This is a genomic window from uncultured Azohydromonas sp. (assembly GCF_937926365.1).
Lineage (GTDB): Bacteria > Pseudomonadota > Gammaproteobacteria > Burkholderiales > Burkholderiaceae_C > Azohydromonas.
Window position 1 is genome coordinate 1 of record NZ_CALAOH010000170.1, and the last position, 19,077, is coordinate 19,077.

General features: G+C 70.6%; 18 protein-coding genes. 10 read left to right on the plus strand and 8 right to left on the minus strand.

The genetic code is table 11. The features are described from left to right. From Q0741_RS18045 to Q0741_RS18075, 7 genes are all read left to right on the plus strand, one after another. The coding region (locus Q0741_RS18045) for an FAD:protein FMN transferase (protein ID WP_298234579.1) at positions 1–948 on the plus strand (948 nt) is incomplete at its 5' end. 34 nt (positions 949–982) lie between these two features. Next, complete coding sequence (locus Q0741_RS18050) at positions 983–1,447, plus strand: hypothetical protein (protein WP_298234580.1); 465 nt, start codon at positions 983–985, stop codon at positions 1,445–1,447. A gap of 153 nt (positions 1,448–1,600) precedes the next feature. Beyond that, the gene (locus Q0741_RS18055) at positions 1,601–3,763 is read left to right on the plus strand and encodes a TonB-dependent receptor (RefSeq protein WP_298234581.1); all 2,163 of its coding nucleotides are present in this window, start codon (positions 1,601–1,603) and stop codon (positions 3,761–3,763) included. After that, positions 3,760–4,998, plus strand: a complete 1,239-nt coding sequence (locus Q0741_RS18060) for a sialidase family protein (RefSeq protein ID WP_298234582.1) — start codon at positions 3,760–3,762, stop codon at positions 4,996–4,998. The genes Q0741_RS18055 and Q0741_RS18060 overlap by 4 nt, the downstream gene beginning before the upstream one ends. Then, positions 4,979–5,482 carry a hypothetical protein gene (locus Q0741_RS18065; protein WP_298234583.1) on the plus strand — a complete coding sequence of 168 codons (504 nt, stop codon included), beginning with the start codon at positions 4,979–4,981 and terminating at the stop codon, positions 5,480–5,482. The genes Q0741_RS18060 and Q0741_RS18065 overlap by 20 nt, the downstream gene beginning before the upstream one ends. A gap of 90 nt (positions 5,483–5,572) precedes the next feature. Beyond that, entirely contained in the window at positions 5,573–6,166 is a 594-nt protein-coding gene (locus Q0741_RS18070; RefSeq protein WP_298234584.1) for a hypothetical protein, read from the plus strand. Further along, positions 6,163–6,813: an RES family NAD+ phosphorylase gene (locus Q0741_RS18075; RefSeq protein WP_298234585.1), complete on the plus strand. Its 651-nt coding sequence runs from the start codon at positions 6,163–6,165 to the stop codon at positions 6,811–6,813. Before Q0741_RS18070 ends, Q0741_RS18075 begins: the two co-directional genes overlap by 4 nt. On the opposite strand, the gene Q0741_RS18080 is transcribed toward Q0741_RS18075, so the two are convergent. The 8 genes from Q0741_RS18080 to Q0741_RS18115 all read right to left on the minus strand — a co-directional run bounded on the left by Q0741_RS18080 (position 6,814) and on the right by Q0741_RS18115 (position 14,451). Further along, on the minus strand, positions 6,814–7,545 hold the full coding sequence (locus tag Q0741_RS18080; RefSeq protein WP_298234586.1) for an ABC transporter ATP-binding protein: 732 nt from the start codon (positions 7,543–7,545) through the stop codon (positions 6,814–6,816). Further along, positions 7,545–8,333: an ABC transporter ATP-binding protein gene (locus Q0741_RS18085; RefSeq protein WP_298234587.1), complete on the minus strand. Its 789-nt coding sequence runs from the start codon at positions 8,331–8,333 to the stop codon at positions 7,545–7,547. Before Q0741_RS18085 ends, Q0741_RS18080 begins: the two co-directional genes overlap by 1 nt. Then, positions 8,333–9,352, minus strand: coding sequence for a branched-chain amino acid ABC transporter permease (locus tag Q0741_RS18090; RefSeq protein ID WP_298234588.1), 1,020 nt, complete (start codon positions 9,350–9,352; stop codon positions 8,333–8,335). Before Q0741_RS18090 ends, Q0741_RS18085 begins: the two co-directional genes overlap by 1 nt. 12 nt (positions 9,353–9,364) lie before the next feature. After that, positions 9,365–10,246: a branched-chain amino acid ABC transporter permease gene (locus Q0741_RS18095; RefSeq protein WP_298234589.1), complete on the minus strand. Its 882-nt coding sequence runs from the start codon at positions 10,244–10,246 to the stop codon at positions 9,365–9,367. Positions 10,247–10,325: 79 nt separating this feature from the next. Further along, complete coding sequence (locus tag Q0741_RS18100) at positions 10,326–11,495, minus strand: ABC transporter substrate-binding protein (RefSeq protein ID WP_298234590.1); 1,170 nt, start codon at positions 11,493–11,495, stop codon at positions 10,326–10,328. Beyond that, positions 11,492–12,295 carry an alpha/beta hydrolase gene (locus tag Q0741_RS18105; RefSeq protein WP_298234591.1) on the minus strand — a complete coding sequence of 268 codons (804 nt, stop codon included), beginning with the start codon at positions 12,293–12,295 and terminating at the stop codon, positions 11,492–11,494. The genes Q0741_RS18100 and Q0741_RS18105 overlap by 4 nt, the downstream gene beginning before the upstream one ends. A gap of 11 nt (positions 12,296–12,306) precedes the next feature. Then, a complete protein-coding gene (locus tag Q0741_RS18110) occupies positions 12,307–13,875 on the minus strand; it encodes a benzoate-CoA ligase family protein (protein ID WP_298234592.1) in 1,569 nt (522 codons plus the stop codon). Between the two features lie 81 nt (positions 13,876–13,956). Beyond that, entirely contained in the window at positions 13,957–14,451 is a 495-nt protein-coding gene (locus Q0741_RS18115; protein WP_298234605.1) for a DUF4863 family protein, read from the minus strand. 150 nt (positions 14,452–14,601) lie between these two features. Here Q0741_RS18115 and Q0741_RS18120 point away from each other — a divergent pair, with 150 nt between their 5' ends. From Q0741_RS18120 to boxB, 3 genes are all read left to right on the plus strand, one after another. Next, entirely contained in the window at positions 14,602–15,519 is a 918-nt protein-coding gene (locus Q0741_RS18120; RefSeq protein WP_298234593.1) for a helix-turn-helix transcriptional regulator, read from the plus strand. A 238-nt stretch (positions 15,520–15,757) separates the two neighbouring features. Then, the gene (gene boxC / locus Q0741_RS18125; RefSeq protein ID WP_298234594.1) at positions 15,758–17,425 is read left to right on the plus strand and encodes a 2,3-epoxybenzoyl-CoA dihydrolase; all 1,668 of its coding nucleotides are present in this window, start codon (positions 15,758–15,760) and stop codon (positions 17,423–17,425) included. 94 nt (positions 17,426–17,519) lie between these two features. Beyond that, positions 17,520–18,959: a benzoyl-CoA 2,3-epoxidase subunit BoxB gene (gene boxB / locus Q0741_RS18130; RefSeq protein ID WP_298234595.1), complete on the plus strand. Its 1,440-nt coding sequence runs from the start codon at positions 17,520–17,522 to the stop codon at positions 18,957–18,959. Positions 18,960–19,077: the final 118 nt, after the last annotated feature.

A 19,077-nucleotide genomic window follows, 5' to 3' on the forward strand; every position in this document is an offset into this window, starting at 1 on the left:
CGGCGCGCCGCCGCGCACGCCGGGCCGGCGCGGTGGCGCGACGCGCGCACCCTCATGGGCACGCAGGTGGACATCGCCGTGCAGTCCGCGGACGCGGCGCTGCTGCGCCCGGCCGTGGACGCAGCCTTCGCGCGCATGGCCGCGCTCGCGGCCGAGATGAGCCACTACGAGCCCGCCAGCCGCGTCAGCGCCATCGGCCTGGCGGCCGGGCTGCAGCCGGTGCCTATTTCGAAGGAACTATTGAGAGTCCTGGAAATGGCCCAATCCATTTCCGCGCGCAGCGGCGGCGCCTTCGACGTCACCGTGGGCAGCGTGGGGAAATGGCATTTCGATCCCCAGGCGCCGCAAATGCCGGCACCGGCCTACATATCCAGCCACCTGTCCTCCATTGGGTATAGGCAGTTGGTAGTGGATGCCCGCGCCGGCACCGCCTATTTGCCCCGTCGCGGCATGCGGCTGGACCTGGGGGGTATTGCCAAGCTGTATATCCTCCAGGCCGGCATGGACGTATTGCGCGCCCATGGCCTGGACACGGCGCTGATCAACGGTGGTGGCGACGTGGTGGCGATGGCGCCCGCGCGGGCGTCGGCCTGGCGCGTGGGCGTGCGCGATCCGCGCCAGCCCGAGCGGCTGCTGGGCGTGCTGCCGGTGCACCGGGGCTTCGTGGCTTCGTCCGGCGACTACGAGCGCTGCTTCGTGCGCGACGGCCACTACTACCACCACGTGCTGGACCCGAAGACCGGCTACCCCGCGCAGGGCCCGCACGGCGTGACGCTGGTGGGCGAGACGCTGGAGTCGGTCAACGGCATTGGCACCGCCGCCATGGTGCTGGGCCGGGACGCGCCGCCGCTGCTGCGGCACGGCGGCGCCGAAGCGCTGATCGCGCACCGCGACGGCAGCCTGTGGACCACGCCCGGGATGCGGGCGCAACTGCAGGCGGTGGGCTGAAATCCGCGTCCAGCGCTTGCGCCACTGCCTTGCCATGAACCCGGCGCAACGCACGAGCCACCCACGCCGGGCCCGGGGCCTGGCGCGCTGGATCGTGCAGCTCGCGATCCTGGCGCTGCTGCTCAAGGCCGCGGTGCCCCTGCTGGCCAGCGCCGCGGCGCGGCTGCAGGGCGTGGCGGTGGGGCAGGTGTGCGAGCTGTACGGCGTCGCGCCGGCGCTGCTGAAGGTGCAGCCGCCGCACGCCAGCCATGCCGCCCATGCCGAGGCGGCGGAGCCGGCCTCGCACGAGCCGGGCGCCGAGGCCGCGCACCGCGGCGACCATTGCGCGCTGGCGGCCTTGGCGGCGCTGGCACCGCAGGCCCTTGAGGCCGCAACCGCCTTGGCCTTCGAGCCATGGCAGAGCAGGGCACCCGTGCGCCCGGCATCCACCACGCCCAGGGACGCCAGCGCGGCCTGGGCGGCACGGCTCAAGCACGGGCCACCGGTGGGGTGGCACTGACGCTTCCCGGGCCTTGACGCCCGCCCCTCGAAGGCGCGGCGGCCCGGGCTCCCGCGTGCCCCGTCGCGAGACGGCGCGCACGCATGCCGAGCTTTCCCTGCTCCTTGCCACGCTGCGGGCCACGGTCCGCGGGCGTGACGTGCTGTTCCTCCCATGAAGTTCCGTTCCTTCAAGCCCACGCCCACCCCCCTGGCGCTGGCCCTCCTCAGCCTCTGTGCCGGCGCGTGGGCGCAGTCCGAGGCCCCCGTCACTGTCGCTGCTGCCGCCGCCGAGGCGGAACCGGTCTCGTCCCAGGTCAGCGTCACCGGCACCCGCGAGAAAGCCCGGCTGGCCGAGACGCCGGCCTCGGTGGGCGTGATCCGCGAGCGCGACATCCGCCTCACGGCGCCCGCGCACCCGCAGCAGCTCCTGGGGCAGGTGCCGGGCGTGGCCATCGCGGTCACCAACGGCGAGGGGCACAGCACCGCCATCCGCCAGCCCTTCACCACCGGCCCGCTGTATCTGTACCTGGAGGACGGCATCCCGACCCGGGCCACCGGCTTCTTCAACCACAACGCGCTGTACGAGGTGGACATCCCGGACGCCGCGGGCGTGGAGGTGGTGCGCGGGCCCAACACGGCGCTGTACGGCTCCGACGCCATCGGTGGCACGGTCAACGTGCTCACCCGCCCGCCCGCGATGGACCCCGGCGTCTCCGCCACCGGCGAGCTGGGCAGCTTCGGCTGGCGCCGCCTGCTGCTGGAGGGCAACACGCCCACCGGCGGCGACGCCGCGCTGCGCGCCGGCGCCAACCTCACGCACAGCGGCGGCTGGCGCGACGGCACGGCCTACGACCGCCAGAGCGTGAGCCTGCGCTGGGACGCCGGCACGGCCGGCGGCACGCAGTTCAAGACCATCCTGGGCGCCACGCGCATCGACCAGCAGACGGGCGCCAACTCGCCGCTCACCCACGGCGATTACCTGAACGACCCGACCAAGAACAACATGGCCATCGCCTTCCGCAAGGTCGATGCGCTGCGCCTGTCCACGCAGGCCGAGCACGAGAGCGGCGGCGCGCTGTTCACGCTCACGCCCTACCTGCGCCACAACGCCATGGAGCTCAACGGCAGCTTCAACCTGAGCTCGGACCCGCGCATCGAGGCCACGCGCGTGACCTCGCTGGGGCTGCTGGCGAAGTGGCGGCAGGACTTCGGCGGCCCGATGCGCCCGCGGTTGATCGCCGGGCTGGACCTGGACCACAGCCGGGGCTCGCACGCCGAGGACAGCCTGAACCTCACCAAGGCCGGCTTCGGGGCCGACACGGCCTACACCGGCTACACGCTGGGCAGCCGCATCTACGACTACGACGTGCGCATCCACGGCGCTTCGCCCTACGTGCACGGCGAGATCTCGCCCACGTCCGCGCTGCGCCTGAGCGCCGGGCTGCGCTACGACGCCATGCGCTACCGCATGAGCAACAACCTGGGCGCGGCCACCACGGCCGCCGGAACGCGCCTGTATGCCCAGACGCCGGCGGCGAGCGTGGACTACACGCACCTCAGCCCCAAGCTCGGCGCCACCTACGCGCTGGCCCCGAACGCCAGCCTGTACGCCTCCTACAACCACGGCTTCCGCGCGCCGTCGGAGGGCCAGCTCTTCCGCGCCGGCAGCGCCACGGCGGCCGGCGATGCGCAGGCCAAGGCGCGGTCCGCGCTGGGGCTGCAGCCGATCAAGGCCAGCCAGTTCGAGCTGGGCCTGCGCGGCGACGCCGGCGGTTGGGGCTACGACGTGGCGGCCTACGAACTGGTCAAGCGCGACGACCTCGTGAGCCAGCGGGACCTCGCCACCAACGTGACGACCACCGTGAACGCCGGCAAGACGCGGCACCGCGGCATCGAGCTGGGGCTGCACAAGGGCTTTGCGGCCGGCTGGCGCCTGGACACCGCGCTGTCCTATGCCCGGCACACCTACGTGGACTGGGTGAGCAGCGGCGGCGACTTCTCCGGCAAGGAGATGGAAAGCGCGCCGCGCGTCATGGCCAACACGCGCCTGACGTGGGCACCGCGCGACGGCAGCACGGTGCAGCTCGAATGGGTGCGCCTGGGGTCCTACTGGCTGGAGGCCAGCAACTCGCCGGTCTACGGCAAGTACCCGGGGCACAACGTGTTCAACCTGCGCGTGCGGCAGAGCCTGCCGGGCGGCGTGACGCTGTTCGGCCGCGTCATGAACCTGGCCGACAAGCGCCATGCCGACAGCGCCGGGGTGATCTCGAACACGCCGGTGTTCTCACCGGCGCTGCCGCGCACCTTCGTCGCGGGCGTGGAGGCGGCGTGGTGAGGCCGGGCCGCGCGATGGGACGGCGGGCGCTGTGCGCCTGGACGGGCGCGCTGCTGCTGGGCGCCGGGGCACCGGCACCGGCGCAGCCGGCGGACTTGGCTGGCCGGGCGGATCACGCGGGCCACAGGGGACAGATGGGCCGCCATAAACCGCAGCTGGCGATCGGCGCCGCCTTTTCTCCTTCGGGCGAGCTGTGGATCGTCGGCCTGGACGAGCAGGCGCGGCTGTTCACCCGCAGCAGCGCCGATGCGGGCCGGAGCTGGTCCGCGCCGCGCGTGCTGGACACGGCGGGCGACACCGTGGCGGCCGAGGGGGAGAGCAGCCCCAAGATCGCCTTCGGACCCGAGGGCCGCGCCGTCATCACCTACACCCAGCCGCTGGACAAGCCGTACACGGGGCGCATCCGCATGCTGCGCTCGGCCGACGGCGGGCGCAGCTTCTCCGCACCCTTCACCGTGCACCGCGACCAGCAGGTGATCACGCACCGCTTCGACGCGGTGGCCTTCGACGCCAAGGGCACGCTGCATACGCTGTGGATCGACAAGCGCGATGCCGAGGCCAGCCACGCGGCCGGGCGCAAGGACTACCGCGGCGCGGCGATCTACCGCAACGCCTCCACCGACGGCGGGCGGAGCTTCGGGCCAGACATGAAGGTGGCCGACCACAGTTGCGAGTGCTGCCGGATTGCGCTGGCGCCCGCGCCCGACGGCGGCATGGCCGCGCTGTGGCGCCACGTGTTCGAGCCCAACCAGCGCGACCACGCCTTCGCGAGCCTCGGCGGCACGGCGCAGCGCACGCAGCCCGTGCGTGCGACGCGGGACGGCTGGGCCATCGATGCCTGCCCGCACCACGGGCCGGGGCTGGCGCCGGCGGGGCAGGGCTATCACGCCGTGTGGTTCGGCGAGCGCGCCGGCGTGGCGGGCGTGCGCTACGGCCGGCTCACGGCCGAGGGCACGCCGCGGGGCGAGCCGCGGCTGCTGCCCGATGCGCAGGCCGAGCATGCCGACGTGCGCAGCGCGGGGCGGCACGTGGCCATCACCTGGCGCGGCTTCGACGGCGAGGCGTTCCGGTGGCGGGCCTGGGTTTCGGCCGACGAGGGCCGCAGCTTCAGCCTGCGCGAGCTGGGCTGCAGTGGCGGCGACAGCGACCACCCGCGCCTGGCCCAGCATGGACAACGCATCGTGGCGCTGTGGCGCACGGCGGAAGGAGTGAAGGTTGAAACGCTTGTTCCTTGAAGCGGCGCGCGCGCTGGGTGCCGCGCTGCTGCTGGCCTGTGCCGGCGCCCAGGCCGCGCCGGCGGCTGTCGAGGCATTCGACGCCCAGTCCTGGAAGCAGTTGCGGACCTCGCCGGGGCGGCCCACGGTGGTGGTGTTCACGGCCACCTACTGCGCCTACTGCCCGGCCGTGATCGACCAGATGGCGAGCGAGATCCGCCAGCGCAAGCTGGACGCCTCGCTGGTGGCGGTGGTGATCGACGCGGCGCCCGGCGAATCGGACCGTGCGCTGCTGGCCGACAAGCACTACCGGGGTGCCGACCGGCTGATGGCCTTCTCGGGCTCGCCGCAGGCGCTGCGCTACGCGGTGAACCCGCAGTGGCCCGGCGGCGTCACGCCCTACGTGGCCTTCCTGGGCTCGCACGCGGGCGCGCTGTGGGTGGCCGGAAAACCTTCGGCCGCGGACGTGGAGCGCTGGCTGGCGCTGTGTTCGGGGCGGCGGTGAACGCGGGGCCGGGCAAGGCGGTGCAGGGTCTGCTGCAGTGATGTCGGTGAGACTTAAAATATCATCACCTTCATCACGGGAGCGGCCTCCATGCAAGCAGTCGTCTCTGTGCGCCTCGATCTCGTGGACCAGGATGGGATCGAAGACGTACGCGCGGAAGTGGAAGCCACGCTGGCGCGGCTGGCGCCTGTGGTGGTTGAGATGGTGCGGGACCGCCACGCGGCGATCAGCAAGGAGCTGGTGAACGTTTTCCTGCAGGGCGCAACGCCGCGGGCGGTGGACCTGGCGCAAGCTCGGCTGCAGGCCCGTGCGTACAGGCAGGTCTTCGAGGGAACGGAATGGCTCTCGGCGGCCCAGATCGGCGAGTTGGCTCAATTGGGCACCGGCAACCCAACCGGCACCGTCAACCGCTGGAAGGCGCAGCGCAAGCTTTTTGCCATCCACCGCGACGGCAAGGACCACTACCCCCGCTATGGCCTGGGCCCGGACTTCCGGCCGCTTCCGCAACTGGCCGGGGTGTTGAAGGTGCTGGCCCATTACGACGGCGAGCGCCTCGCGTCCTGGTTCGAAAGTCCTTCGGGCTACCTGGACGGCCAGCGCCCGCGGGAGCTGCTGGCTTCGCAGCCTGGGCAGGTGATGGCCGCGGCCCGGGATGCGGTGGAGGCCGAGCAGGTGGCGGGTTGACGCTCGCCGGGCAACTGGCCTCCGGCGCGTTGAAGGCGGAGGAGGTGGCTGTCGTGGAGCTCCAGCCGCTGGAGGTGTGGCGTGTCTATAGCCGTTCCTTCGGTGCAGCCGGCTTCAACGCGACCGGCCGCGGCAATGCCAGGTTCTCGCCGCTCAAGGGACCTGACGGCGAAGTCGTGCCCACGCTCTACGCCGGCACTACCCTGGAAGTCGCGTTGATGGAAACGGTCCTGCACGACCTGCCGTCGCCGTCCGCGGGTTTCATCCTGACCCTGGACCCCAGGATCGAACCCCGCCGCGTCGCACGCCTGCGCACGGCGACGCCGCTGCGCCTGGCGGACTTCACCAGCCTGGGGCTGCGCAGGCTGGGGCTGCAGCGATCTGAGGTCATCGACAGCCACAAGAGCGGCTACGCGCTCACGCGGCAATTGGCTGGATGGCTTTATCGCAGCCGCCCGGACCTGCAAGGCATCTGGTGGACGTCCCGACAGGACGACCGGGCGCAGGCCCTGCTGCTGTTCGCCACCCGATTGCCGCCTGCGCCATTGGCGACCCTCGCGGCCGATGAGCGCTTCGATGAAGGCGCGCACATGGTGGCCTTGACCGGGCTGCTGGATCGCCTGGGAGCGAGCCTGCAGGTCAGCTGATCACACCCCCAGATACCGATGCAGCGCCGCCTCATCGGCGGCCAGCTCGGCCGAGGGCCCCTCCAGCACCACGCGGCCCTTTTCCAGCACCACGCAGCGGTCCGTGTGCGCCAGCACCTTCTTGAAGTTGCGGTCCACCACCAGCGAGGCGATGCCGCTGGCGCGGACCAGGCCGATGACGCGCCAGATCTCGGCCACCACCAGCGGCGCCAGGCCCTCGGTGGCCTCGTCCAGGATCATCAGGTCGGGGTTGGTCATCAGCGCGCGGCCGATGGCCATCATCTGCTGCTCGCCGCCGGAGAGCTGCCCGCCGCCATGGTCCAGCCGCTCCGCCAGGCGCGGGAAGGTTTCCAGCACGCGCTCGAAGGTCCAGTCGCGCTGGCCCCGGGTGCCGGCCCGCGCGGCCATGACGAGGTTCTCCCGCACGCTCAGGTTCGGAAACACCCCGCGCCCTTCGGGCACGTAGCCGATGCCCAGCCGCACGATGCGCTCGGGCGGCTGCCCGGTCATGTCCTTGCCCGTCATGCTCACGCGCCCGCCCGTGGCCCGGATCTGGCCCAGCAGCGTGCGGATGAAGGTGGTCTTGCCCATGCCGTTGCGGCCCAGCAGCCCCACGGCCTCGCCACGCGCGATGCGCAGCGACACGCCCTGCAGCACGTGGCTCTGGCCGTAGTGGGCATGCAGCTCGGTGGCCCGCAGCAGGTCGTCGGTGTCGTTCAGCACGGCGCTCATCAGTGGCCCTCTCCGAGATAGGCGATCTGCACCTCGCGGTTGGCGCGCACCGCCGCGGGCGTGTCGCTGGCGATCACCCGGCCGTTGACCATCACCGTGATGCGGTCGGCCACGCGGAACACCGCGTCCATGTCGTGCTCCACCAGCAGGATGGCGTGCTCCTGCTTCAGCTCGGTCAGCAGCGAGAGCATCCGCTCCGTTTCCTCCGCACCCATGCCGGCCAGCGGCTCGTCCAGCAGCAGCACCTGCGGCGCGCCCGCCAGGCACATGGCGATCTCCAGCTGGCGCTTCTGCCCGTGCGAGAGCGCGCCGGCCACGCGCTCGGCCTGCGCCGACAGGCCCGCCTTGCGCAGCGCCTCGTCGGCGGCGGCCTGGCTCCTGGCGCAGCGCTGCGCCGGCGTCCACCAGTCCCACGCGCGCTGCCAGCGCGCCTGCGCCGCCAGACGGCAGTTCTCGCGCACCGTGAAGTTCATGAAGATGGTGTTGCGCTGGTAGGAGCGGCCCAGGCCCGCGCGGGCGCGCCGGGGCTGGCTCCAGGCGGTGGCGTCCTGGCCCATGAGCATCACGCGGCCCTCGCTGGGCGGGATCTCGCCGGAGAGCAGGTTGATCAGCGTGGACTTGCCCGCGCCGTTGGTGCCGATCACCGCGTGCAGGCTGCCGCGCTCCAGCGTCAGCGACACGCCGTCCACCGCCTTCAGGCCGCCGAAGCGGCGCGAGATGTCGGTGGCCACCAGCAGCGCCTGGGTGCTCGCCGTGGCGCTGGCCGCCGGGTTCAAGACCGCGCTCATCACTTCTCCCCCTTGCGCTGCAGCAGCCCGATGAGCCCGTGCGGCAGCAGGGCGACGAAGGCGATGATGGTCAGCCCCAGCGAGAGCTGCCAGTGCTTGGCGAAGCTGCCGAAGAGGGCTTCCGACTGGTAGAGCTCTTGCAGCAAGGTAAAAGCCAGGGCGCCCAGCAGTGCGCCGCGCAGGTGGCCCAGGCCGCCCAGGATGATCATCAGCAGCACCGCGCCGCTCTGGTGCCAGGACAGGATCTCCGGGTTCACGAAGCCGTCCTTGAGCGCGTACAGGAAACCCGCCAGCCCGGCCAGCATGGCCGACAGCACGAAGGCCGCCAGCTTGTACGGGTAGGTCGCGAAGCCCGCCGCGCGCATGCGCTGCTCGTTGGCCTTGATGCCCGCCAGAGCCCGCCCGAAGCGGCTGCGCAGCAGCAGCGCCAGCAAGGTGAAGGTCGCCACCAGGCAGGCCAGCACGAACCAGTAATAGGTGTGGCCCGCATCCAGGTCCAGCAGTTGCAGCCCGCCCAGCTTCACCTCGGGCTTGAAGTACAGGTAGATGCCGTCGCTACCACCGCCCAGCGGCGTGTCGTGGAACACGAAGTAGGCCATCTGCGCGAAGGCCAGCGTGATCATGATGAAGTACACGCCCTTGGTGCGCAGCGACAGCGCGCCCACCGCCAGCGCGTACAGGCCCGCCGCGCCCATGGCCGCGGGCAGCAGCCACCACAGCGAGGCGCCGCCCGACTGAGGCGTGAGCAGCGCCGCGACGTAGGCGCCGATGCCGAAGAAGCCGGCGTGGCCGAAGGCCACCAGCCCGGTCTGGCCCACCAGCAGCTCCAGGCTCAGCGCGAACAGGGCCAGGATCATGATCTTCATCGTCAGCTCGACGTAGAAGCCCGAGAGCACCAGCGGCAGCAGCGCCAGCACCAGGAAGCCCAGCAGCACCGGCAGCGCCTTGAGCGACAGGCCGCGCGCGGACGTGGCGGGCGCCGCGGCCGGCAGCGGGGAAGAGAGCGCGCTCGTGTTCATCCCGTTTCCTCCTCAACCGGCCTTGAACAGCCCTTCGGGCTTCCACAGCAGCATCAGCGCCATCAGCAGGTACACCGAGATGCCAGCGAAGGCCGGGAACAGCACCTTGCCGAAGGTGTCCACCAGGCCCACCAGCAGCGCCGCCACCAGCGCGCCCTTGATCGAGCCGATGCCGCCGATCACCACCACCACGAAGCACACGATCAGCACGCCCGCGCCCATGTTCGGATAGACGCTGGACACCGGCGCCGCGATCATCCCGGCCAGCGCGGCCAGCGCCACGCCGATGGCGAAGACGATGCGGTAGAGCAGCCGGATGTTCACGCCCATGGCGCGCGCCATCTCGCGGTTGCTGGCGCCGGCGCGGATCTTCATGCCCAGCCGCGTGCGCGTGATCAGCGCCCACATCGCCACCGCGATGGCGATGCACACGCCGGAAATGAAGAGCCGGTAGACCGGGTAGGTCATCAGGTCGCCCAGCGGGATGCTGCCGGCCAGCCAGTCGGGCGGCTGCACGCCGTGCACGTCGTTGCCCACCAGGATCGAGCGCAGCTCCTCGAACACCAGGATCAGCCCGTAGGTCATGAGCACCTGCTGCAGGTGCTCGCGCTCGTAGAGGTAGCTGAAGAACACCCACTCCAGCACGTAGCCCAGCAGCACCGACAGCACGATGCCCACCAGCAGCGTGGTGAAGAAGCCGCCGCCGAGGTACGTGTTGACCCAGGGCGCCAGCGCGTAGGCCATGTAGGCGCCGATCATGTAGAAGCTGCCGTGGGCGAGGTTGATCACGCCCATGATCCCGAAGATCAGCGTGAGCCCCGAGGCCACGAGGAAAAGCAGCAGCCCGTACTGGACCGCGTTCAGGCACTGGATCAAAAAGGTCGCGATGTCCATGGCGGCCCCTGGTAGCCCGCGGCGCGCGCTGCGGGCGGTACAGCGTAAAAACGGGCCGGAGGACCGGCCCGCTCAGCGGTCACATGCGGCAGCCGCGTCCCGGGTCGGCCAGCGCCTTCACCGCGATGCCCGTGCTCTTGTTCTCCTTGCCCTCCACCTTGCGCAGGTAGAAGTCCTGGACCGGGTTGTGGTTCTTGGCGATGGTGAAGGTGCCGCGCGGGCTGTCGATCTTGGCGGCCTTGAGCGCGGCGGCGAACTCGGCCTTCTTGCCCACGTCGCCCTTCACGGCGTTCAGGCCCACGCCCAGCATCTGCGCCGCGTCGTAGCCCTGCACCGCGTACACGTCGGGCTGCAGCTTGAAAGCCTTGGCGTAGGCCAGGCGGAAGGCGTTGTCGCGCGGCGTGCCCAGGCCGTCGGCGTAGTGCAGGGTGGTCAGCAGGCCCTGGGCGGCGTCGCCCTGGGCCTCCAGCGTGCCGTCGGTGAGGAAGCCGGCGCCGTAGAGCGGAATGTTCTTGTTCAGGCCCGCGGCGGCGTAGTCCTTGACGAACTTCACCGCGCCGCCGCCGGCGAAGAAGGTGTAGACCGCATCGGGCTTGGCCGCGGCGATCTCGGTCAGCAGCGCCTGGAACTCGACGTTGGGGAAGGGCAGCGTGAGCTGCTTGACCACCTGTCCGCCGCCCTTCTCGAAGGCCTCCTTGAAGCCGTTGACGGACTCGTCGCCCGCGGCGTACTTCCAGGTGATGGTGACGGCCTTCTTGTGGCCGCGCTTGGCCGCCACCTCGCCCATGGCGTAGGCGGGCTGCCAGTTGGAGAAGCTGCTGCGGAAGATGTTGGGCGCGCACATCGGGCCGGTGACGGCGTCCGCCCCGGCGTTGGGCACGATCAGCAGCGTGTTGCTCTCCTTGGCCGCCTTGGCCATGGCCATGGCGACGCCGGAGTGCACCGTGCCGATGATCACGTCCACCTGGTCGCGCTTGATGAGCTTGTTGACGTTGTCGGTGGCCTTGGACGGGTCGGACTCGTCGTCCACCTTGATGAACTCGATCTCGCGCCCGGCGAGCTTGCCGCCCTGTTCCTGCACGTAGAGCCGGAAGCCGTTTTCGATGGCGTTGCCCAGCGCGGCGTAGGTGCCGGTGTAGGGCAGCATGAACCCGACCTTGAGCTTTCCACCGGCCTGCGCCCAGGCCGACGGGGCGGTCAGCAGCGCGGCGGCGGCGGCCAGCGCGCCCAGCGTGGGGATGAACTTCATGGCGTCGTCTCCTTGGGGTGTTGTTGGATGAAATCCCGGGTGGCCTGGATCACCGCCTCGGGCTGGTCGCGGTGCGGCGAGTGGCCGCAGTCGGGCAGCTTCAACAACGCCGTCCGCGGTGCCGCCTCCGCAATGCCGTCGATCTGGGCCATGGTCCCGTAGGGATCACTGAAACCCTGGATTGCCAGCAGCGGGCACTTGATGCTGGAGAGCAGGGGCTGGATCGTCCAGCGGGGGAACTCCCCATCCAGCCAGATGTCGTTCCAGCCCCAGAAGGCCGAGTCCACGTCGGCGTGGTACTTGGCCAGCCCCGCGCGCAGCGGGCCTTCCAGGTAGGCCCGGCGCGCCTCGCGGATGCTCGCCAGCCCGAACTCCTCGACCAGGATGTGCGGCGCCATCACCACCGCGCCGGCCACGCGGCGCGGAAAGCTCGCGGCGTGGATCAGCGCGATGGAACCGCCGTCGCTGTGGCCGAAGAGCCAGTAGGCGCTCTGCACGCCCAGCGCGTCCAGCAGCGCGGGCAGCACCTGCTGCGCCTGGACGTGCATGAAGTCCAGCCCCCAGCGCTCGCCGTGCGGGCGTGGCGTGGAGCGGCCGTAGCCCGGGCGCGAATAGACCAGCCCGCGCGCACCGGCGGCCTCGCATAGGCGCGCCGGGAAATCCCTCCACATGGACAGCGAGCCCAGGCCCTCGTGCAGGAACACGATCAGCGGCGCGCCAGGCGCGTCGCTGCCCACCCAGCCGAACTCGATGCGTTGCTCGCGCCCACCCACGCGGATGCTGGCGAAACCGTCGGACACGGCGGCCCCGGTCACTGGCGGGCCTCGCGTTCGCGCAGCTTGAAGCGCTGGATCTTGCCGGTGGCGGTCTTGGGCAGCTCGGCCACGAACTCGATGTGCCGCGGGTACTTGTGCGGCGCGAGCTGTTCCTTGACGAAGCTCTTGAGCGCCTCGGCCAGGGCCTCGCCGCCGTCGCGGTCGTCCTTGAGCACCACGTAGGCCTTGGCGCGGGTGAGGCCGTTGGGGTCGCTGACGCCGATGACGGCGGCCTCCAGCACGGCGGGGTGCTGCATGAGGGTGGACTCGACCTCGAAGGGCGAAACATACTGGCCGCTGACCTTGAGCATGTCGTCGCTGCGGCCGGCGTAGACGTAGTAGCCCTCGGCGTCCCGAAAATACTTGTCGCCGCTCTTGGTCCAGGCGCCGCGGAAGGTGTCGCGGCTTTTCTCCCGGTTGCACCAGTACATCAGCGCGGCGCTCGGCCCCTGGATGAACAGGTCGCCCACCTGGTCGGCGCCGTCGATGACGCGGCCGTTCTCGTCGCGCAGCTCGACCTCGTAGCCTTCCACCGGCTTGCCGCTGGTGCCGTAGCGCACGTCGCCGGGCCGGTTGGACAGGAAGATATGCAGCATCTCGGTGGAGCCGATGCCGTCGATGATGTCGGCGCCGAAGCGGGCCTTGAACTTCTCGCCGATCTCGCGCGGCAGCGCCTCGCCCGCCGAGGAGCACAGCCGCAGCGCCACCTGCTCGCGCGTGGGGCAATTGGGCGAGGCCAGCATGCCCGCGTAGCCCGTGGGCGCGCCGAAGAAGACGGTGGGTTTCAGATCGGTCCAGCGCTTGAACACCGCGTCCGGCGTGGGCCGCTCGGCCATCAGCACCGTGGTGGCGCCCACCGACAGCGGAAAGCTCAGCGCGTTGCCCAGGCCGTAGGCGAAGAACAGCTTGGCGGCGGAGAAGCAGACGTCGCGCTCGGTCAGGCCCAGCACCGGGGCGGCGTAGAGCTCGGCGGTCCAGTACAGGTTGCCGTGGGTGTGGACGGTGCCCTTGGGCCGGCCGGTGGAGCCGGAGGAGTAGAGCCAGAAGCCGATGTCGTCCGGGCCGGTGCCGGCGGGCTTCTCGGCCGGCACCAGCGTCTGCAACCAGGCGTCGAAGTCCTGCGCGCCCGCGGGCAGCGCGCTGCCGCGCGACACCACCAGCTGCCTCACCTCGTGCGGCGCGCGCTCCATGGCGGCCTGCAGCGTGGGCAGCAGCGCGGCGGAGACCAGGGCGGCCTGCGCGCGGCTGTGGCCGAGCATGTAGGCGTAGTCATCGGCGGTGAGCAGCGTGTTGACCGCCACCGGCACCACGCCGGCGTACAGGCAGCCCAGGAACGCCGCCGGCCAGTGCACGCAGTCGTGCATCAGCAGCAGCACGCGCTCCTCGCGCCGCAGGCCCAGCGCGGCCAGGCCCGCGGCCACGCGCCGCGCCTGGTCGGCCAGCTCGCCATAACTCAGGCGCGCCAGGTCGTCGATGTAGGCCGCCTTGTCGGCTCGGCCGGCATTGCGTTCGAACAGGTGCTGGGCGAAGTTGAAGCGCGCGGGCGGCGGCGCGGTGTAGGCCATGGCTTGTCTCCTCGGGTCCTCGGATCGGGGCGGGCGGCTTCTTCGGTCGGAAGCCTGCCCGGCGGGGGCGCGGCGACTGCCTCAGGCGGAGGCGGCGCGGCTGAATTCGATGGCGCCCTGCGGCAGCAGGTACAGCACCAGTGCCCGGCCGCCGCTGACGGTGGGGCGGTGCGCGCTGCCCGGGCCATACACCTTCCAGCCCGCGCCCTGGCCGTCGAAGCGGGCCGCGCCGCCGGGCGTGCCGTCGGCCTGGATGGGCATCACCATGTCGATCTCGCCCTGGGGATGTACGTGGTGCGGGCCGGCGAGGTTCTGCATGTCCACCACGTCCACCGAGAAGCCGTGCGTGGCGGCGCCGTGCTTGATGACGCGGCCCCAGCGGATGCCGTCGTTCTCGCGGCTGCACATCCAGCCCGCGGCCACCGCCTGGCGGCAGGCCTCGAAGATCGCTTCGAACACCGGGCTGCCGGCCGGGTGCTCCCGGTTCAGCCGCTCGGCCAGCGCATCGTCGAGCGGCTGGCCTTCCAGCGAGGCGGTGAGCGAGGCGATCAGGTCCTGGAAGCGTTCGGGCGTCATGGTCGTCACGGAGGGCTGGTCCTTCACGGGGGCTGCTGGTGCCTAGGGGCGAACCCTGGTGGTTGAACTAAAGTGCATGACTGAAACTTAAACGCACCCTTGTTCCCGGTCAAGCAATATAGTGCATGAACCGGGTAAACACCGACCCCCATGGATGCCAACGCCACCCCCTCAGCAGAGCAACTTTCGGATCGTCCGGCCGAGGCCCAGCGCGATCCTTTCCTGGCGTCCCTGGGCGAGCGGGTGCGCTCGCTGCGGGCGCGCAAGGGGCTGACGCGGCGCGCGCTGGCGCTGGCCAGCGACGTGTCGGAGCGCCATCTCGCCAACCTGGAGCTGGGGGTGGGCAACGCCTCGGTGCTGGTGCTGCGCCAGGTGGCGCGCGCGCTGGACTGCGAGCTGGTGGACCTGCTCAACGGCGAGGGCACCGATGGGCCGGAGTGGCTGCTGATCCGCGAGCTGCTGCGCGGCCGCTCCGACGAGGAACTGCGCCGCGCCCGGCTGGCGCTGAGCGAGCTCTACGGCCAGGCCGGGCCGGCCGATGCGCGCAGCTCGCGCATCGCGCTGGTGGGCTTGCGCGGCGCGGGCAAGTCCAGCCTGGGCCAGCTGCTGGCCGACGAGCTGGGCGTGCCCTTCGTCGAGCTGAACCGGGAGATCGAGCGGGTGGCCGGCTGCGGGCTGGGCGAGATCCACAACCTGCTGGGGCCCACCGCCTACCGCCGCTACGAGCGCCGCGCACTGGAGGAGACGATCCAGCTCTATCCCGATGCCGTGATCGCCACCCCGGGCGGGCTGGTGTCCGACCCCGCGACGCTGAACCTGCTGCTGGCGCACTGCTACACGGTGTGGCTGCGCGCCTCGCCGCAGGAGCACATGAGCCGCGTCATCGAGCAGGGCGACCTGCGGCCCATGGCCGGTAACCAGGAGGCGATGGACGACCTGCGCCGCATTTTGGAAGGCCGCGCCGCCTTCTACGGCAAGGCGGACCTGAGCTTCGACACCAGCGGCAAGACCTTGTCCGAGGCCTTCGGCGGACTGCGCGAGGCGCTGCGGCAGCAGGCGGGGATTTAGCTTCCCGTCACACCCGCGCAGGCGGGCGTCCACGAGCTCCGGGCGGCACCCCGGCAGGCGTGGATGCCCGCCTCCGCGGGCATGACGGGATTCGCCCAGTGCTCGGTGTTTTCCCGTGGATATGCATTAAAGTGCTTATAAAGAGTTGACGCACATCAGGGTCGCACTATCATGCATCACACAAACGCTGCATGATTTTGCATGTCCGGCCCCGCCGGGCTGCTGTACAGGAGACCCGATGAACGCTGCCGCTGACACCGCCCGAGTCGACTACCAGATCGAGCCTTCGCAGTACCGGCATTGGTCGCTGCGGACCGAAGGGCCCATCGCCACGCTGACGCTGAACATCGACGAGAACGGCGGGCTGCGTCCGGGCTACAAGCTCAAGCTCAACAGCTACGACCTGGGCGTGGACATCGAGCTCAACGATGCGCTCAACCGCATCCGCTTCGAGCACCCGGAGGTCCGCAGCGTCATCGTCACCAGTGCCAAGGAGCGCATCTTCTGCTCCGGCGCCAACATCTTCATGCTGGGCGTCTCCAGCCATGCCTGGAAGGTGAACTTCTGCAAGTTCACCAACGAGACGCGCAACGGCATGGAGGATTCCAGCGCCCATTCCGGCCTGAAGTTCGTTGCGGCCGTCAACGGTGCCTGCGCCGGCGGCGGCTACGAGCTGGCGCTGGCCTGCGACGAGATCATCCTGGTCGATGACCGCTCATCGGCCGTGAGCCTGCCCGAGGTGCCGCTGCTGGGCGTGCTGCCGGGCACGGGCGGCCTGACCCGCGTCACCGACAAGCGCAAGGTGCGCCACGACCTGGCCGACATCTTCTGCACCACCACCGAGGGCGTGCGCGGCAAGAAGGCCAAGGACTGGCGCCTGGTGGACGAGGTGGTGAAGCCCGCGCAGTTCGCGCAGAAGGTGCAGGAGCGCGCGCAGGCGCTGGCCGCCCAGAGCGACCGGCCGGCGCAAGCCAAGGGCGTGGCGCTGGTGCCGCTGCAGCGGACGATCGAGGCCGACGCGCTGCGCTACGGTTTCGTCACGGTGGAGATCGACCGCGCCAAGCGCGCCGCGACCTTCACCGTCAGCGCGCCGACCGCGGCCCAGCCGGCGGATGGGGCCGGCATCGAGGCCGCGGGCGCGGCCTGGTGGCCGCTGCAGATGGCGCGCGAGCTGGACGACGCCATCCTGTCCATGCGCACCAACGAGACCGAGATCGGCACCTGGCTGCTCAAGACCGCGGGCGACGCCCAGGCCGTGCTGGCGGTGGACGCGGTGCTGCGGGCCCACAAGGACCACTGGCTGGTGCGCGAGACCATCGGCCTCCTGCGCCGCACCTTCTCGCGCCTGGACGTGTCCTCGCGCACCCTGTTCGCGCTGATCGAGCCGGGCTCCTGCTTCGCCGGGCCGCTGCTGGAGCTGGCGCTGGCCGCCGACCGCAGCTACATGCTGGCGCTGCCGGACGACGAAGCCGCGGCGCCGAGGATCGTGGCCACCGAGTCGAATTTCGGCCTGTTCCCGATGGCGACGCAGCAGTCGCGCCTGGGCCGCCGCTTCTACGACGAGGCGCCGGCGCTGGACGCGGTGCGCGCCCGGCTGGGCGAGGCGCTGGACGCCGATGCCGCCTTCGGGCTGGGGCTGGTGACTTCCAACCCGGACGACATCGACTGGGCCGACGAGGTGCGCCTGGCCATCGAGGAGCGCGCCGCCATGTCGCCCGACGCGCTCACCGGCATGGAGGCCAACCTGCGCTTCAACGGCCCGGAAACCCTGTTCACCCGCGTCTTCGGCCGCCTCACGGCCTGGCAGAACTGGATCTTCCAGCGCCCCAACGCCGTCGGCGACAAGGGCGCGCTCAAGGTCTACGGCAAGGGCGAGAAGGCCCAGTTCGACCTCAACCGCGTGTGAGACGCATCGCTTCACGGCTTCAAACCCGGACCCGTTCGGACTGAGGTCCGAAGGCCGAACGGATACGGGTCATGACATTCCAGGAGACAACGCCATGTCCGCCATCGACTACAGCGAGAAGATTCCCAACAACGTCAACCTGTCCGAGGACAAGACGCTGCAGCGCGCGCTGGAGCACTGGCAGCCCAACTACCTCAACTGGTGGAACGACCTGGGCCCCGAGGGCTCGCAGAACTTCGACGTGTACCTGCGCACCGCCATCAGCGTGGACCCGCAGGGCTGGGCGCAGTTCGGGCACGTGAAGATGCCCGACTACCGCTGGGGCATCTTCCTGAACCCGAAGGAGGAGGGCCGGCAGGTCAACTTCGGCGAGCACAAGGGCGAAGCCGCCTGGCAGGACGTGCCTGGCGAGCACCGCGCCAACCTGCGCCGCATCATCGTCACGCAGGGCGACACCGAGCCCGCGTCGGTGGAGCAGCAGCGCCACCTGGGCCTGACGGCGCCTTCGCAGTACGACCTGCGCAACCTGTTCCAGGTCAACGTGGAGGAGGGCCGCCACCTGTGGGCGATGGTGTACCTGCTGCACAAGTACTTCGGCCGCGACGGCCGCGAGGAGGCGGACGCGATGCTGGAGCGCCACTCGGGCGACGCGGACAACCCGCGCATCCTGGGCGCCTTCAACGAGAGGACGCCTGACTGGCTGTCCTTCTACATGTTCACCTACTTCACCGACCGCGACGGCAAGTTCCAGCTGTGCGCGCTCGCTGAAAGTGGCTTCGACCCGCTGGCGCGCACGACCAAGTTCATGCTGACGGAAGAGGCGCACCACATGTTCGTGGGCGAGTCGGGCGTGTCGCGCGTGATCGCGCGCACCTGCGAGGTGATGAACCAGCTCAAGACCGACGACCCGGCCAAGATCCGCGCCGCCGGCGTGATCGACCTGCCGACGATCCAGCGCTACCTGAACTTCCACTTCAGCGTGACCATCGACCTCTTCGGCGCCGACGAGTCGAGCAACGCGGCCATCTTCTACAACTCGGGCCTGAAGGGCCGCTTCGAGGAGACCAAGCGCGCCGACGACCACCAGCTGCACGGCCAGACCTACAAGGTGCTGGGCGTGGAGAAGAGCGGCGACGGCGGCCGGCTGGTGGAGCGCGAGGTGCCGATGCTCAACGCGCTCAACGAGGTGCTGCGCGACGACTACATCAAGGACTCCATCGCGGGCGTGAACCGCTGGAACAAGGTCATCGAGAAGGCGGGCATCCCGTTCCGGCTGGTGGCGCCGCACAAGGCGTTCAACCGCAAGATCGGCTCGCTGGCCGGTGCCAACGTCACGCCCGATGGGCGCGTGGTCAGCGGCGCCGAGTGGGCCGCGCGCCAGGACGAGTGGCTGCCCTCGGACACGGACCGCGCCTTCGTCGCCTCGCTGATGGGCCGCGTGGTGGAGCCGGGCCAGTTCGCCAACTGGATCGCGCCGCCGGTCATGGGCATCAACCGCCAGCCGGTGGACTTCGAGTACGTGCGGTTCGGTTGAGCAGCCCGTCAACGCCGACGCAGGATCGCTGAACCAACAAGCCTCGGCGTGCCGCCCAGGCAGCTCACGAGCCGCTTGGGGGCCGCCTGGATTCCCGCCTTCGCGGGAATGACGAGGT